This window comes from Streptomyces sp. NPDC059201 (genome assembly GCF_042754585.1).
Lineage (GTDB): Bacteria > Actinomycetota > Actinomycetes > Streptomycetales > Streptomycetaceae > Streptomyces.
The window spans coordinates 430955-446397 of the sequence record NZ_JBHZBB010000005.1 but is presented as its reverse complement, the minus strand read 5'-3'; the positions used below and the strand labels follow the sequence as shown (position 1 = coordinate 446397).

Sequence of the window (15443 nt, the reverse complement as noted above, 5' to 3'; positions counted from 1 at the left end):
CCGTACGACCTTGTTTTGAGAGGCACCCTCATGAGCAACCTTCCCAAGATCGCGTGGATCGGCCTCGGCATCATGGGCTCCCCCATGTCCGAGAACCTGATCAAGGCCGGCTACTCCGTCACCGGCTTCACCCTGGAGCAGGACAAGCTGGAGCGTCTGGCCAAGGCCGGCGGCTCCGCGGCGGGCTCGATCGCCGAGGCCGTCAAGGACGCCGACGTGATCATCACGATGGTGCCCGCCTCCCCGCAGGTCGAGGCCATCTCCTACGGCCCCGAGGGCATCCTGGAGAACGCCAAGCAGGGCGCGCTGATCATCGACATGTCGTCGATCACCCCGCAGACCTCGGTCGACCTGGCGAAGAACGCCAAGGAGAAGGGCATCCGCGTCATCGACGCGCCCGTCTCCGGCGGCGAGGCCGGCGCCATCGAGGCCGTGCTCTCGATCATGGTCGGCGGCGAGCAGGCCGACTTCGACGAGGCCCTCCCGATCCTGGAGGCCCTCGGCAAGGTCATCGTCCTCTGCGGCCCGCACGGCTCCGGCCAGACGGTCAAGGCGGCCAACCAGCTCATCGTCGCCGTGAACATCCAGGCGTGCGCCGAGGCCGTGGTCTTCCTGGAGAAGTCCGGTGTGAACCTCCAGGCCGCCCTCGACGTCCTCAACGGCGGTCTGGCCGGCTCGACCGTGCTGACCCGCAAGAAGGACAACTTCCTGAACCGGGACTTCAAGCCCGGCTTCCGGATCGACCTGCACCACAAGGACATGGGCATCGTGACCGACGCCGCCCGCAACGTCGGCGCGGCCCTCCCGGTCGGCGCCGTGGTCGCCCAGCTCGTCGCCTCGCTGCGCGCGCAGGGTGACGGCGGCCTGGACCACTCGGCCCTGCTCCGCGCCGTCGAGCGCCTCTCCGGCGCCCAGGTCTGATCCGACGCCCCGCCTCGGCGGGGCCCCCAGATTTCCGGTCGGCGGCGGTGCTGACACCTGTCCTGTCGCGCCCAGGCGCCGCCGCCGACCGGAACACCCACACTTCATTTTCAACAAACTGTTGACGCCCTGTTCTGAGCGAACCTACGCTCCACGTCAGTCAGCAGCATCCGTACGGAAAGGCCGCCCCGACAAATGACGCAGCGCGTGCTTACGACCGAGTCCGGCGCCCCCGTCGCCGACAACCAGAACTCCGCCACCGCCGGCGTCGGTGGCCCCATCCTCCTCCAGGACCAGCACCTGCTGGAGAAGCTCGCGCGCTTCAACCGTGAGCGGATCCCGGAGCGCGTGGTGCACGCCCGCGGCTCCGGCGCGTACGGCTACTTCGAGGTGACCGACGACGTCACCGGCTTCACCAAGGCGGACTTCCTCTCCGAGGTCGGCAAGAAGACGGAGCTCTTCATCCGCTTCTCGACCGTGGCCGACTCGCTCGGCGGCGCCGACGCCGTCCGCGACCCGCGCGGCTTCGCGGTGAAGTTCTACACCGAGGACGGCAACTACGACCTCGTCGGCAACAACACCCCGGTGTTCTTCATCAAGGACCCGATCAAGTTCCCCGACTTCATCCACTCCCAGAAGCGCGACCCCTTCACGGGCAAGCAGGAGGCGGACAACGTCTGGGACTTCTGGGCGCACGCCCCCGAGGCCACCCACCAGATCACCTGGCTCATGGGCGACCGCGGCATCCCGGCCTCGTACCGTCACATGAACGGCTACGGCTCGCACACGTACCAGTGGACCAACGAGGCGGGCGAGGCGTTCTTCGTCAAGTACCACTTCAAGACGAACCAGGGCATCCGCTCCCTCTCCGCCGACCAGGCCGCCGAGACCGTCGGCAAGGACGCGAACTCGCACCAGACCGACCTGCTCCAGGCCATCGAGCGCGGCGTGAGCCCCTCCTGGACCCTGTACGTGCAGGTCATGCCGGCCGCCGAGGCCGCGGACTACCGCTTCAACCCGTTCGACCTCACCAAGGTGTGGCCGCACAGCGACTACCCGCTCCAGCGCGTGGGCCGCATGGTCCTCGACCGCAACCCGGACAACGTCTTCGCCGAGGTCGAGCAGTCGGCGTTCTCGCCGAACAACTTCGTCCCGGGCATCGGTCCCTCGCCGGACAAGATGCTCCAGGGCCGTCTCTTCGCCTACGCGGACGCCCACCGCTACCGCCTCGGCGTCAACCACACCCAGCTCCCGGTGAACGCCCCCAAGGCGACCGTCGCCGAGAACTACGGCCGGGACGGCGCCATGGCGACCCGTAACGGCTCGCGGTACGACAAGAACTACGAGCCCAACTCGTACCAGGGCCCGGCCCAGACCGACGCGCCGCTCTCCGCGCCGCTCGCGATCCACGGCTGGACCGGCACGCACGCGGCCCCGCAGCACACCAAGGACGACGACTTCTTCCAGGCCGGCGAGCTCTACCGCCTGATGTCGGAGGAGGAGAAGACCCGTCTGATCGCCAACATCGCCGGCGGTCTGTCCCAGGTGTCCCGCGAGGACGTCATCGAGAAGAACCTCGCCCACTTCGCCGCCGCCGACGCCGACTACGGCAAGCGCGTCGAGGAGGCCGTCCGCGCCCTGCGCGAGGACTGATCTTCTCGGATTCCCAGACCGCGTACGGCATCTGACGGGAGGTCAATGCCGTACGCCGTCCGGAACACCGGCCCGGATGAGGGGTGGTCGGTGTTCAACGGACAGCGTGAGACCGCGGCGGCTGCGAGCCAGTGCGGTGGCCAGGACACCAGGCCCCCCTTCCAGACCTGAAGGAAGGGACCGGCCGAAGCGTCCGTCGGAGCCGCCGCGGTCCCCACGCCCCTCCCCCACCCCGGGGAGCACCACAGACTCCGCCCGGCGGTGCGAACGTCCTGTCGCGCCAGCCTCGTGCCGTCGGGCGGTCACCAGACGAGAGCGCGGAACCAGGTTTACGGTCCCTGGTTCCGCGCTCTTTTCCATGCGCCGGTTGCATGCGCCTGCGCCGGTTTCCATGCGGCGGTTTCCATGCGGCGGTTTCCATGCGCCTGCGCCGGTTTCCATGTGGCGGTTTCCATGCGCCGGTACGGGGACGGAGCGCATCGTTTCTGCGGTGAAGATCCGCACCCGCACGGGGGAGCGCACCGCGATGCGCCTCCCGTGCGCCCCGGTTCCGGCGCTATCCACCAGTACGTGATCAAGAACCTGATGCGCGGGCTCGTCCCGCTCGCCCTCGTCCTGTCCCCGCTCGCCGCCCCCGCCCCCGCCGCCTCCGCCGGCATCCAGCTCTTCCCCGACGCGCTCGCCGAACTGACCGAGGCCACCGAGGACGCGCAGGGGTACGCGGAGACGGCCTTCCCGCACTGGGACAAGGGACTCGACTCCGCCGACGACTGCGACACCCGCGCCGAGGTGCTGCTCGCGGAGGCCGTCGAGGTGCCCGCCACCGGCACCGCCTGCGCGCTGACCGGCGGCAAGTGGACCTCGTACTACGACGGGCAGACCGTCACCGACCCGGCGCTGCTCCGCGTCGACCACCTCGTGCCGCTGGCGGAGGCGTGGGCCTCGGGCGCGTCCGGCTGGACGGACGCGCGGCGGGCGGCGTACGCCAACGACCAGGGGGCCGCGGCCACCCTGGTCGCCGTCACCGCCCGCGCCCAGAAGGCGAAGGGCGACCAGGACCCGGCCGAGTGGGTGCCCGACGGGAACGCCGCGTACTGCCGCTACGTCGGCGAGTGGGTCGGCACCAAGCTGCGCTGGGGGCTCTCGGTCGACAAGGACGAGATGGAGGCGCTCAAGCTGTTCGGCGACGGGCCGTGCGAGGAGACCGTGGTGCAGCGCTCGACAGCGCCGTAGTGAGGACTCCGGTGACGGCGAGCGAGGCCACCGCGAGGAGGGCCATCGCCGTCGCCGGCGAGGTGAGCTGCGCGAGACCGCCCGCCAGGGCCGCGGCGAGGCCCTGGCAGGCGAGCATCCCGGAGCCGTGCAGGCCGAGCGCGTGCCCGCTGGACTCCTCCGGAACGAGGGCCAGCAGCCGCTCCTGGTAGAGCAGGCTCGCCCCGTAGCCGATCGCGGAGACGGCCACGGCCGCGCCCGCCGCCGCCATCGGCAGCCCCGTACCGAGGACGAAGAGGAGGTACGGGGCCGCCAGCAGGGCCTGGAGGGGTGCGGCGAGCCGCCCCCGCAGCCGCTCCGGCAGGAAGCGCCCGATGACGGTGTCCCCCGCCAGCATGCCGACGGCGGCGCAGGCGAAGAGCAGGCCGGCGCGGTCGGGGGCGTACGCCACGAAGAGCGCCTCGCAGCCGACGATCAGCCCGTTGGGCACCCACAGCGCGAGGTAGAGCAGCCGGCGCGGGCGGTCGGCGAGCAGCCGCGCGTTGGTCCGCCAGGTCTCGGCGGCGGAGGGGCGGCCGGTGGCGCGGGGCGGGCGGGCGGTGAGGCCGAAGCGGTAGAGGAGCGCGGCGAGCAGGTAGAGGGCGGCGCCGGTGAGGAGGGTGCCGCGCGGGGAGAGCACCGTCAGGAGCACCCCGCCGACGGCGAACCCGGCGATCTGGCAGACGCCGACGGCCATGTTCATCACCGCCCGCCCGAGCAGATACCGCTCGCGCGGCAGGACCTCCCCGAGCAACCCGTACCGCACGCCCCCACCGAGCGACCCCACGACCCCGAGCACGGCAAGGAGCCCGAACGCGCCCCCGAGCGGCATCCCCGGCAGGGCCTGAGCCCCCGTCCCCACCGCGAAGACCACACCGACGACGGCAAGCGCGCCACGCGGCGGCAGCCGATCAGCGGCCGACAGCAACGTAGTGGCCCCGAGCAACTGCGCCAGGGAAGGCCCGAACATCGCCAGCGCACTGAGCAACGCCGACCCGGTCCCCCGAAACACGAGCGTGGCCAACCCCAGCCCCCCGACGGTCTGCGCGGCGACCTGCGCGGCCCCGGCGAGAAAGAGCGGCGAGAACTCGGGCGTACGGAAGAGATCGCGATACCGCGACGGCGAAGACACCTCAGAAACGGGAAGGGACATGCCGGCGATTCTGAGGAGGCCGGGACGGCCCCCGGTAGTGTTTCGCGCCACCGCGAAACACTGTGCGGCGGGCGGGGCGTGCGGGCACGCTGGGCCACGGACACGGACGACCGCGGGTGGGGCGGGGCCCCGCGGGAGCGGCCGTCTGGCGGTGGAGGGCGGTCTGGCGGCAGGCGGCCGTCCGGCGGCGCGGGGCTGTACGACGGCCACGGGCCGTCCGGATGCCAGCGCGGCCTCCGGCGGCCACAGGCCGTCTGAGGGCAGACGGCCTCCGGCGGCGGCAGCCGTCCGGCGGCGCGGGAGCGTTCGGCGGCATGTGGCTGTTCGGTGGTGAGGGGAAGGAGTGGGTATGGGGTGGTGGCGGTTGGGGGCTGATGTGTTGGCGGGAGGGAGGTTTGTGATCTCGCCGCTTGCTGAGGCCGTCGCTTCGTTGCACACGCTGCATACGGGGCGGGCTGGGCATCCGGGTGAGCGGCGGTGGCTCGGGGAGTGGTTGCCCGCGTATCGGGCGCGGCTGGCCGCCGAGCCGTTGGACGCGCTGCTCGTGCGGGCGGCGATCAGCCCCACCTGGAACGCGGACTTTCTCACGCCGACCCCGTACGGCGAGGGCGAGCGGTGCTTCGAGGAGGAGGTCGAGGCGGTGCGGGCGACCACGCCGGAGGCGGCTCTCGCCGATCTGGCCGTGTCGGTGGGCGGTCCCGTGCCCGAGCCGCTGCGCTCGGCGCGCGATCTGCCGGAGCGGCTGGCGGTGCTGCTGGAGTGGGTGTGGCGGGAGACGGTGCTGCCGGAGTGGCCGCGGCGGCGCCGGGTGCTGGAGGCCGATGTGGCGGCCAGGACCGCGCGGCTGGCGCGGGACGGCTGGGCGGCGGCGCTGGACGAGCTGTGTCCGGGGCGGATGCGGTGGCTCGGGGACGGCAGGCTCCAGGTCAACCCCCGTGACTACCCGCCGCGTTCGGTCACCGGCGGACGGCTGCTGCTGGTGCCGGTGACGCCGACGGCGGGCTGGGTGTCCTGGGAGGCTCCCGGCGACACCGTCGAGCGGTGCGCGATCGTCTACGCCTGCGCGGGAGTTCTCGCCGACGGCGCGGGCCCGGTGGTCCCGGAGGCACTCGGCGCCCTCCTCGGCCCGGCCCGCGCGGGCGTCCTGCTCCGCCTCGAATCCCCGCTCTCTACCAGCCAGTTGGTGGCCCTGACCGGCCAGGGCCTCGGCTCGGTGGGACGCCACCTCAAGGTCCTGCACGACGCCGGCCTGGTGCGGCGAAGACGGGCGGGCCGGTCCGTGCTGTACGACTGGACGGAGGCGGGTGCCGTGCTCGTCCGGGCGGGGGCGCGGGGCTGAGCGGGGGGGCAGGGCCACGCGGTCTCGTGCGGCGCCGGCGGGCCCGCCGGGCGGTGCCGTGCCATCCGGGCGGGTGGGCGTCGTACTCGTTCAGGCAGGGGCGCGGGACTGAAAGATCAGGGCCGGTGCCGGTCCGATGCGGGGCGGGTGTCGTGCGCGTACAGGCGGGGGCTGAGCGGGGTCAGTCGAAGGCGGCCCAGGTGCGGAGGCGTTCGCTCAGGACGACGTCGTGGGGAGCGTTCGCGAGTACCGCCGCGTCGACCACTACCCCCTCGCCGGCCAGGCTGTCCGCGAGGGACGTCCAGTGGGCTGTGGCGGCCTGTTCGGGTGTCTCGTCGGCGAAGGGTTCGTCGGGGCCCACCACCGTCCGGGCGGTGTCCTCCACCGACGCGCGCGTGAGGTAGGCGCGGATGTCCTCGGGGCCGCTCTCGCTCCAGCCTCGGTCGTCGAGGAGGACGAGGGCGCGGCCGTCGGAGAGTTCGGCCTCCAGGCGGGCCGAGGCCGAGAACTGGGCGGCCGAGGTCTCGTCCTCGTCCAGTTCGACGTGGGTGACCAGACGGGTCACGGCGGGCACGGCGGGCATGGCGGTCATGGCGGAGTCCTCATCCTCGGCTCGTGCCAGCGTAGGGGCCGACACGCCGACGTGCCCGGCCGGATGGAGCCGGCCGGGCACGTGGTTCCGGGGGCGGTCGCCCCGGAGGGGAGGATCAGACCGCGAGCGGCTTGATCGCGGTCGGGGCGTGGCCCGGCTCGGTGGCCAGGTCCTCGAACTCGGTGACGTCGCTCATGTCGACCGTCTTGCTCATCGCGATGTTGGTGATGCGCTCCAGGATCGCCTCGACGACGACCGGGACCTGGAACTCGACGGCCATCTTCTTGGCCTGCTCCAGCGCCTCGCCCAGCTTCGCCGGGTCCTCGACGCGGATCGCCTTGACGCCGAGGCCCTCGGCGACCTTGACGTGGTCGACGCCGTAGACGCCGATCTCCGGGGTGTTGATGTTCTCGAACTCGAGGTTGACCTCGAAGTTGATCCCCAGACCGCCCTGCGCCTGACGGATCAGACCCAGGTAGGCGTTGTTCACGAGGACGTGGACGTAGGGGACCTTGTGCTGGGCGGCGACCGCCAGCTCCTCGATCATGAACTGGAAGTCGTAGTCGCCGGAGAGCGCGACGACCGGGGTCTCCGGGTCGGCGGTGGCGGCACCGATGGCGGCGGGGATGGTCCAGCCGAGCGGGCCGGCCTGGCCGCAGTTGATCCAGTGGCGCGGCTTGTAGACGTGCAGGAACTGCGCGGCGGCGATCTGGGAGAGGCCGATGGTGGTGACGTACCGGGTCTCCGGGCCGAACGCCTTGTTCATCTCCTCGTAGACGCGCTGCGGCTTGATCGGCACGTTGTCGAAGTGCGTGCGGCGCTGGAGCGTGGCCTTGCGCTCCTGCGCGGACGCGGCCCAGGCGGTGAAGTCGGGGAGCTTGCCCTCCGCCTTCCACTCCTTGGCGATGGCGACGAAGAGCTCCAGCGCGGCCTTGGCGTCGGAGGCGACGCCGTAGTCCGGGGCGAAGATCTTGCCGAGCTGGGTGGGCTCGATGTCGACGTGGACGAACTTCCGGCCCGCCGTGTAGGCGTCCATGTTGTAGCCGGTGTGGCGGTTTGCCCAGCGGTTGCCGATGCCGATGACGGTGTCGGACTCCAGGAAGGTCGCGTTGCCGTAGCGGTGCGCGGTCTGGACGCCGACCATGCCGGCGGCGAGCTCGTGGTCGTCCGGGATGGTGCCCCAGCCCATGAGGGTGGAGATGACCGGGATGCTGGTCAGCTCGGCGAACTCGACGAGGAGGTCGGTGGCGTCGGCGTTGATGATGCCGCCGCCGGCGACGATCAGCGGGCGCTCGGCCTCCAGGAGGAAGCTCAGCGCCTTCTCGGCCTGGGCGCGGGTGGCCTGCGGCTTGTAGACCGGCAGCGGCTCGTACGTCTCCGGGTCGAACTCGATCTCGGTGAGCTGGACGTCGATCGGCAGGTCGATGAGGACCGGGCCGGGACGGCCGGAGCGCATCAGGTGGAACGCCTGCTGGAAGACGCCGGGGACCTGCGCGGCCTCCAGGACGGTCGTCGCGGCCTTGGTGACGGGCTTGGCGATCGAGGCGATGTCGACGGCCTGGAAGTCCTCCTTGTGGAGCTTCGAGACCGGGGCCTGGCCGGTGATGCACAGGATCGGGATGGAGTCGGCGATCGCCGAGTACAGGCCGGTGATCATGTCGGTGCCGGCGGGGCCGGAGGTACCGATGCAGACACCGATGTTGCCGGCCTTGGCGCGGGTGTAGCCCTCGGCCATGTGGGAGGCGCCCTCGACGTGGCGGGCCAGCGTGTGGCTGATGCCGCCGACGTTCTTGAGCTCGCGGTAGAAGGGGTTGATCGCCGCGCCGGGCACGCCGAACGCGTTGGTGACGCCTTCGCGCTTGAGGATCTCAACGGCCGCTGCGGCGGCGGTCATACGAGGCATAGGAGTGCTCCTGCTCGGCCGGTCGGTCGCAGAGACCGGGCGGGCTGCCCGATCCTGTTTCCGTAATGCGGAATAACTGTTCTGCTATACGGAAGCAATGTAGGTCGGCGCCGAGGAAGCCGTCAAGGGAGGCCCACCAGACGGGCACCGGACGGACACCGGGAGGCCCTCGCGATGGCCGAAGTCGCTCCCCCGCGCGGCCGGATTGGTGGACGATGAGCGGACGGGAAGAGGGGGTTCGGTGTGAGCGAGTCGGTGTCGGTGCACTGCCCGGAATGCCTGCGGAGCCATCCGTACGCGGCGCCGGTCTACCCCTGCCCCTGTGGGAGCCCCGTCGCCGCGCCGGTGATCCCCGGCGCGACCGCCGAACCCATCCGCCACCGGACCTGGCTGAACGAGTGGGTCACCGTCCGCTGCGGTGCCTGCGGCCGCGAGGACGAGTGGCCCCACCCGGAGCTGGGCTGCGCCTGCGGGACGGTCCTCCGGATCCCGGTCGCCCCCGTCACGCACCAGATGGGTGCGGGCACCGTGACCACCCCCGAGAAGGGGTACGACTCCGCGCCGGTCACCCCCACGCCCCACGCGACACCCCCCGCCTCCGCCGGCCCCGGGCACCCGGACGACCCGACAGCCCCTCACACCGCCCAGGCCGCCGAGGCAGGGGAAGAGCGCCGTGGTGGCGCCGGGCTCGATGACCCGCTTAAGGGCTACGGCGACGACCAGCTCAACGGCCTTGGCGACGGCCGGCTCGATGGCCTAGGCGATGCCCGGCTCGACGGCCCGCTCGACGACCCCGACGACGACCCCGACGACGACCCGCTCAACGCCCGGCTCGACGGCCTCGGCGAAGGCCAGCTCGACCGCCCGCGTGACGAGCACGGCGACGGCCCGCATGACGACCACGGCGTCGACCCGCTCGACGGCCTCGGCGACGGCCAGCTCGACGGCCTAGGCGATGCCCGGCTCGACGGCCCGCTCGACGACCCCGACGACGACCCGCTCAACGCCCGGCTCGACGGCCTCGGCGAAGGCCAGCTCGACGGCCCGCGTGACGACCACGGCGACGACCCGCTCGACGAGCACGGCGACGACCAGGTCGGCGATCTCGGTGACTACCGGTACGACGACCTGGGCGAGGACCACGCTGACGACTACCGCGCCGACCTGCGCGAGGACCGCTACGACGACCGGTACGACGATCACGGCGACGACCTGCGTGACGGGCTCCGCGGCGGGGACGGAGGCGGCCTGCGCGACGGCCTTCGCGACGGGCCGCGCGACGGCCTTCGCGACGGGCCCCGCGACGGCCTTCGCGACGGTCTCGGGGACGGGTTCCGCGACGGGGTGGGACCCGGCGGCGGCGGGCGGGACGCGGGCTCGCCTGTTTCGGACTGGTTCGGGGTGGCGCCTCGGGCGTTCGCGGAGCGGTATCCCGTGCATATTCCGCTGCCGCCTACCGCGCCTCGGCCCGCTCCGGCGCGGGGTGCGTTCCGGCCGGTGACGATCAGGACGGCGCGGGACGCGGTCGCCGCGGCGGCCACGTATCTGCACTGGCTCGGCTTCCGGGAGATCGTGCAGCCCGAGGACCGGCACTCCGCCGGGGTGGACCTGCGCGGCTCCGGGCTCGTCGCGCAGGTCGACCCCAGCACCCGCCCGGCGGGGCTGCGGGCCGTGGAGTGCCTGTGGCTGAACGGGCTCAGCGCCTCCGCCGTGAGCATCTTCTTCTCGCTCGCCGGGTACACGCCCGAGGCCCGGTCCCGCGCCGCCGAGATAGGGCTGCCGCTCTTCGTCCTGGACCTCACCGGCACCCCGCAGCCGGTGAACAACGCGGCCGACGAACTGACCTCCGGCGGCGCCATCTGACGCCCTCCGCGGCGCCCGGGGCGAACGGATCCGGCCATCCACGCGTGATGATCACGCTTCCCCGGGCAGAAACACCCTGGGGGTGGACGGGATGGGGACGGGGACGTGGTGGTTCGTGGCGGCGGCCTGCGCCGCCTGGGCCGAACTGCTGGTCGCGGCGGTGCTGCTGAGCCCACGCGGCGGCGGTACCGGCGGCGGTACGGGCTCCGCGGGCGCGGTGCCCGGGCCGGAGGCGCTGGCCCTGCTGCGGGGCGGGCGGCGGGCCGCGGTGACGGTCGCGCTCGTCGCGCTGCACCAGCGCGGGGCGGTCGCGGCGGGACGCAGACACACGATTCGGGCCAACGGCGGACCGGGCAGGACCAGGAACCCCGTCCAGCTCGGCGTCCACCGCTCGCTGCGCAACGCCCTGGCCCTGCGCGCCCTCGCCCTGCGCCCCGAGGCGCGCCGCGCGGTGGACGGCCTGCGCGCCGAGCTGGGGCGCGCGGGACTGCTGCGCCCGCCGGGGCGCCACCGCACGGCCCGGCTGCTGCTGGCCGCGGCACCGGTCACCCTCGCCACCGGACTGCTCGCGGGCGCGGGCGCGGGCGCCGGGGACGGGCCGGGGCTCGCGCTCGTCCTGGCGACGGGGGCGCCGGCCCTCCTGGCCGCCCTCGCGCTGCTGCGGCTGCCGCCCGCGACGCGGGCCGCCCGGCGGCTGCTGGCCGAGCTGCGCGAGCGGCACCCGCTGCCCGCGCACCGGCGCGAGGTGACGGACGGCCGCCTGGTCCAGCTGTACGTGGCGCTGTACGGCGACCCCGCGCTCGCCCTGTTCCTGCCGCACTTCTCCCGCGACGGGGGGCTGCTCGGCCGCCGGGCCCCCGACCGGCGGTGAGCCGGGGCCATACTGTCGTATGCGCATCCGAGCGGCCGCACCGGCCGAACTCCCGCTGCTCCAGTCCATCGAGCGCGCCGCGGGCGAACCCTTCCGCACCCTCGGGATGACCGCGATCGCCGACGACGAACCCCTGCCGCTGGACGTGCTGGAGGGGTACCGCGCGGCGGGCCGGGCGTGGGTGGCGGTCGACGGGGCCGACCGCCCCGTCGCGTACCTGCTCGCCGACACCGTCGACGGCGCCGCCCACATCGAGCAGGTCTCCGTCCACCCGGACGCGGCCCGCCGGGGCGTCGGCCGGGCCCTGATCGAGCACCTGGCGGAGGCCGCCCGGCGGGAGGGCCTGACGGCCCTCACCCTGACGACCTTCACCGAAGTGCCGTGGAACGCCCCCTACTACACCCGCCTCGGCTTCCGCCAACTGGCCGACACCGACCCGGACCTGACCGACGGCCTGCGCGCCATCAGCCACGCGGAGGCCACCCACGGTCTGGCCACCTGGCCCCGCGTCTGCATGCGCCGCGAGCTGGCGAAGGCGCCCGTCTAGGAGCCGTACCGCTCCCTCAGCTCCACCTTGCGGACCTTGCCGCTGACCGTCATCGGGAACTCGGTGAGGATCTCGACGCGGCGCGGGACCTTGTAGTGGGCGAGGCGGTCGCGGCAGAAGGCGGAGAGTTCGCCGAGGGTGGGCGGGTCGGCCGGGTCGCGGGGGATGACGCAGGCCAGGATCTCCTCGCCGTACCGCTCGTCGGGGACCCCGACGACCTGCACGTCGGCGATCTTGGGGTGCCCGTACAGGAACTCCTCGATCTCGCGCGGATAGACGTTCTCGCCACCGCGGATGATCATGTCCTTGATGCGGCCGACGATCTGGACGTAGCCGTCCTCGCGCAGCACGGCGAGGTCGCCGGTGTGCATCCAGCGGCCCGCGTCGACGACCTCGGCGGTCTTCGCCGGCTCGTCCCAGTAGCCGAGCATCACGCTGTAGCCGCGGGTGCACAGTTCGCCCGCGGTGCCGCGCGGCACGGTGAGGCCGGTGGCCGGGTCGACGACCTTCAGCTCGATGTGCGGCAGAGCCCGGCCGACGGTGCCGGTGCGCCGCTCCAGGTCGTCGTCGCGGCGGGTCTGGGCGGAGACCGGCGAGGTCTCCGTCATGCCGTAGCAGATCGACACCTCCGCCATGTTCATCTCGGCGACCACCCGCTTCATCACCTCCACCGGGCACGGCGAGCCCGCCATGATGCCGGTGCGCAGCGAGGAGAGGTCGTACGCGGCGAAGTCGGGGAGGTTCAGCTCCGCGATGAACATCGTCGGCACGCCGTAGAGGGAGGTGCAGCGCTCCTCCTGGACTGCGCGGAGCGTCGCGGCCGGGTCGAAGGACGGGGCCGGGATCACGATGCACGCGCCGTGCGAGGTGGCCGCCAGATTGCCCATGACCATGCCGAAGCAGTGGTAGAAGGGCACCGGCACACAGATCCGGTCCCGCTCGGTGTAGGCGATCATCTCGCCCACGTAGTAACCGTTGTTGAGGATGTTGTGGTGGGAGAGCGTGGCCCCCTTCGGGAAGCCGGTGGTGCCCGAGGTGTACTGGATGTTGACCGGCTCGTCGGCGGAGAGCGGCTCGGGGAGGAGCCCGCCGGACGGGCGGGCCGCGAACTCCTCCCAGCTCGCGTCGCCGAAGTACACCGCCTCCCTCAACTCCGGGCATTCGAGCCGGACTTCCTCCACCATCGCCCGGTAGTCGCTGGTCTTGTGCGCGAGCGAGGCGAAGAGCATGGAGATCCCCGACTGGCGCAACACGAAGGCGAGTTCGTGGGCGCGGTAGGCCGGGTTGATGGTGACCATGACGGCGCCGACGCGGGCGGTGGCGTACTGGACGAGCACCCACTCGGCGCGGTTCACCGCCCAGATGCCGACCCGGTCGCCCTTGCGGACCCCGCTGCCGAGCAGCGCGCCCGCGATCCGGTCGACGTCGGCGCCGAACTCGGCGTAGGTCCAGCGGCGTCCGGCGGCCACGTCGACCAGGGCCTCGCGGTCGGGCCAGGCGGCGACGGCCCGGTCGAGATTGGCGCCGATGGTGTCGCCGAGGAGCGGGGTGTCCGCCACCCCGTGCGCGTACGAGAGTTCCGCTTCCGTCGTCCTGGTCGTGCCGCTCATGTCAGGTCTCCTTCGGTGAACTCCGGCCCCGTGGAGGCGCCTTCGGCGGTGAGGCGGCGCAGCTCGACCCGGCGGATCTTGCCCGAGACGGTCTTCGGCAGCTCGGCGAACTCGATGCGGCGGACCCGCTTGTACGGGGCCAGCACGGCCCGCGAGTGCGCGAAGAGGGCCCGGGCGGTGTCCGCGTCCGGCTTGACGCCCTCGGCGAGGACGACGTACGCCTTGGGGACGGCGAGCCGGAGGGGGTCGGGCGCAGGGACGACGGCGGCCTCGGCGACGGCCTCGTGCTCCAGGAGCGCGCTCTCCAGCTCGAACGGGCTGATCTTGTAGTCGCTGGCCTTGAAGACGTCGTCGGCGCGGCCCACGTAGTGGATGTAGCCGTCCTCGTCGACGCTGCCGATGTCGCCGGTGCGGTAGTAGCCGCCCGCCATCGCCTCGGCCGTCTTCTCCGGGTCGCCGTGGTAGCCGGTCATCAGGCCCACGGGGTGGGCGGACAGGTCGAGGCAGATCTCGCCCTCCTCCACGTCCGCGCGGCCGGTGACGGGGTCGACGAGGGTGACCGCGTAACCGGGGCTCGGGCGGCCCATCGAGCCCTCCTTGAGCCGCTGGCCGGGGCTGTTGGAGACCTGGACGGCGGTCTCGGTCTGCCCGAAGCCGTCGCGGATGGTGACGCCCCAGGCGCGCCGCACCGCCTCGATGACCTCGGGGTTCAGCGGCTCGCCCGCGGCGACGACCTCGCGCGGCGGGGTGGCGAGCCGGCTCAGGTCGGACTGGATGAGCATCCGCCACACGGTCGGCGGGGCGCAGAAGGACGTGACGCCGTGGTGGTCCATCTCGGCCATCAGCCGGCCCGCGTCGAAGCGCGTGTAGTTGTGGATGAAGACGGTCGCCTCGGCGTTCCAGGGGGCGAAGAGGTTGGACCAGGCGTGCTTGGCCCAGCCCGGGGAGGAGATGTTGAGGTGCACGTCGCCGGGCTTCAGCCCGATCCAGTACATCGTCGCCAGGTGCCCCACCGGGTAGGAGACGTGGGTGTGCTCGACGAGCTTGGGGCGGGCGGTGGTGCCGGAGGTGAAGTACAGCATCAGGGTGTCGTGGGCGAGGGTGACACCGTCGGGCTCGAAGACCTCCGGCTCGCGGGCGGAGTGCTCGTACCCCAGCCAGGTCACCCCGTCGCCGCCGATCGCGATGCGGGTGTAGTCGCCGGGCACGTCGTCGAACTTGGCGGTGTCCTCGGCGCGGACGATCACGTGCCGGGCGCGGCCGCGTTCGACCCGGTCGCGGAGGTCGGCGGGGCCGAGGAGCGGGGTGGCGGGGATGACGACGGCGCGCAGCTTCATCGCGGCGAGCATCGTCTCCCACAGCTCGGTCTGGTTGCCCAGCATCACGATGATCCGGTCCCCGGCGCGGACGCCCTGGGCGCGCAGCCAGTTCGCGACCCGGTTCGAGCGGGCGGACATCTCCGCGAAGCTCACCTTCGTCTCGGAGCCGTCCTCCTCGACGATGTGCAGGGCGGTGCGGTCGTTGCCCTCGGCGATGACGTCGAACCACTCCAGCGCCCAGTTGAACCGCTCGGGGCGGGGCCAGGCGAAGCCGCCGTAGGCCGCCGTGTAGTCCTCCCGGTGTCCGAGCAGGAAGTCCCGGGCGGACCGGAACTCCTCGGTCGCGCTGGTAGCCGTCATGTGTCCTCCTCGTTGCGGGACCGGTCCCGCCCATCGTGTAATCGGTGGCCCAGGTCTCACT

At 72.5% G+C, this 15443-nt stretch carries 12 protein-coding genes; 7 read left to right on the top strand and 5 right to left on the bottom strand.

From position 1 onward, the window contains the following. Window positions 1-30: 30 nt before the first annotated feature. The 3 genes from ACFXMG_RS20020 (at window position 31) to ACFXMG_RS20010 (ending at window position 3807) form a co-directional block, all read left to right on the top strand. Complete coding sequence (locus tag ACFXMG_RS20020; protein WP_383822125.1) at window positions 31-921, top strand: 2-hydroxy-3-oxopropionate reductase; 891 nt, start codon at window positions 31-33, stop codon at window positions 919-921. Between the two features lie 195 nt (window positions 922-1116). Then, complete coding sequence (locus ACFXMG_RS20015; protein WP_383822122.1) at window positions 1117-2574, top strand: catalase; 1458 nt, start codon at window positions 1117-1119, stop codon at window positions 2572-2574. 570 nt (window positions 2575-3144) lie between these two features. Then, a complete protein-coding gene (locus tag ACFXMG_RS20010) occupies window positions 3145-3807 on the top strand; it encodes an HNH endonuclease (RefSeq protein WP_383822119.1) in 663 nt (220 codons plus the stop codon). On the opposite strand, the gene ACFXMG_RS20005 is transcribed toward ACFXMG_RS20010, so the two are convergent. Then, on the bottom strand, window positions 3746-4978 hold the full coding sequence (locus tag ACFXMG_RS20005; protein WP_383822116.1) for an MFS transporter: 1233 nt from the start codon (window positions 4976-4978) through the stop codon (window positions 3746-3748). The two genes, ACFXMG_RS20010 and ACFXMG_RS20005, sit on opposite strands and share 62 nt — an antisense overlap. Before the next feature lie 349 nt (window positions 4979-5327). On the opposite strand from ACFXMG_RS20005, the gene ACFXMG_RS20000 reads away from it, so the two are divergent. Continuing rightward, window positions 5328-6317, top strand: a complete 990-nt coding sequence (locus ACFXMG_RS20000; protein WP_383822114.1) for an ArsR family transcriptional regulator — start codon at window positions 5328-5330, stop codon at window positions 6315-6317. Between the two features lie 181 nt (window positions 6318-6498). Here the strand turns inward: ACFXMG_RS20000 and ACFXMG_RS19995 are convergent, their stop codons facing one another. Continuing rightward, complete coding sequence (locus tag ACFXMG_RS19995) at window positions 6499-6909, bottom strand: hypothetical protein (RefSeq protein WP_383822111.1); 411 nt, start codon at window positions 6907-6909, stop codon at window positions 6499-6501. A 115-nt stretch (window positions 6910-7024) separates the two neighbouring features. Then, window positions 7025-8812, bottom strand: a complete 1788-nt coding sequence (gcl, locus tag ACFXMG_RS19990) for a glyoxylate carboligase (protein ID WP_383822108.1) — start codon at window positions 8810-8812, stop codon at window positions 7025-7027. Between the two features lie 1248 nt (window positions 8813-10060). On the opposite strand from gcl, the gene ACFXMG_RS19985 reads away from it, so the two are divergent. The 3 genes from ACFXMG_RS19985 to ACFXMG_RS19975 all read left to right on the top strand — a co-directional run bounded on the left by ACFXMG_RS19985 (window position 10061) and on the right by ACFXMG_RS19975 (window position 12093). Next, window positions 10061-10675, top strand: coding sequence for a hypothetical protein (locus ACFXMG_RS19985; RefSeq protein WP_383822142.1), 615 nt, complete (start codon window positions 10061-10063; stop codon window positions 10673-10675). A gap of 91 nt (window positions 10676-10766) precedes the next feature. Next, window positions 10767-11546, top strand: a complete 780-nt coding sequence (locus ACFXMG_RS19980) for a TIGR04222 domain-containing membrane protein (protein ID WP_383822105.1) — start codon at window positions 10767-10769, stop codon at window positions 11544-11546. Between the two features lie 19 nt (window positions 11547-11565). Next, window positions 11566-12093, top strand: a complete 528-nt coding sequence (locus ACFXMG_RS19975; protein WP_383822102.1) for a GNAT family N-acetyltransferase — start codon at window positions 11566-11568, stop codon at window positions 12091-12093. On the opposite strand, the gene ACFXMG_RS19970 is transcribed toward ACFXMG_RS19975, so the two are convergent. Continuing rightward, the gene (locus ACFXMG_RS19970) at window positions 12090-13703 is read right to left on the bottom strand and encodes an AMP-binding protein (RefSeq protein ID WP_383822100.1); all 1614 of its coding nucleotides are present in this window, start codon (window positions 13701-13703) and stop codon (window positions 12090-12092) included. The genes ACFXMG_RS19975 and ACFXMG_RS19970 overlap by 4 nt on opposite strands. Further along, entirely contained in the window at window positions 13700-15382 is a 1683-nt protein-coding gene (locus tag ACFXMG_RS19965; RefSeq protein ID WP_383822098.1) for an AMP-binding protein, read from the bottom strand. The genes ACFXMG_RS19970 and ACFXMG_RS19965 overlap by 4 nt, the downstream gene beginning before the upstream one ends. Between the last annotated feature and the right edge of the window lie 61 nt (window positions 15383-15443).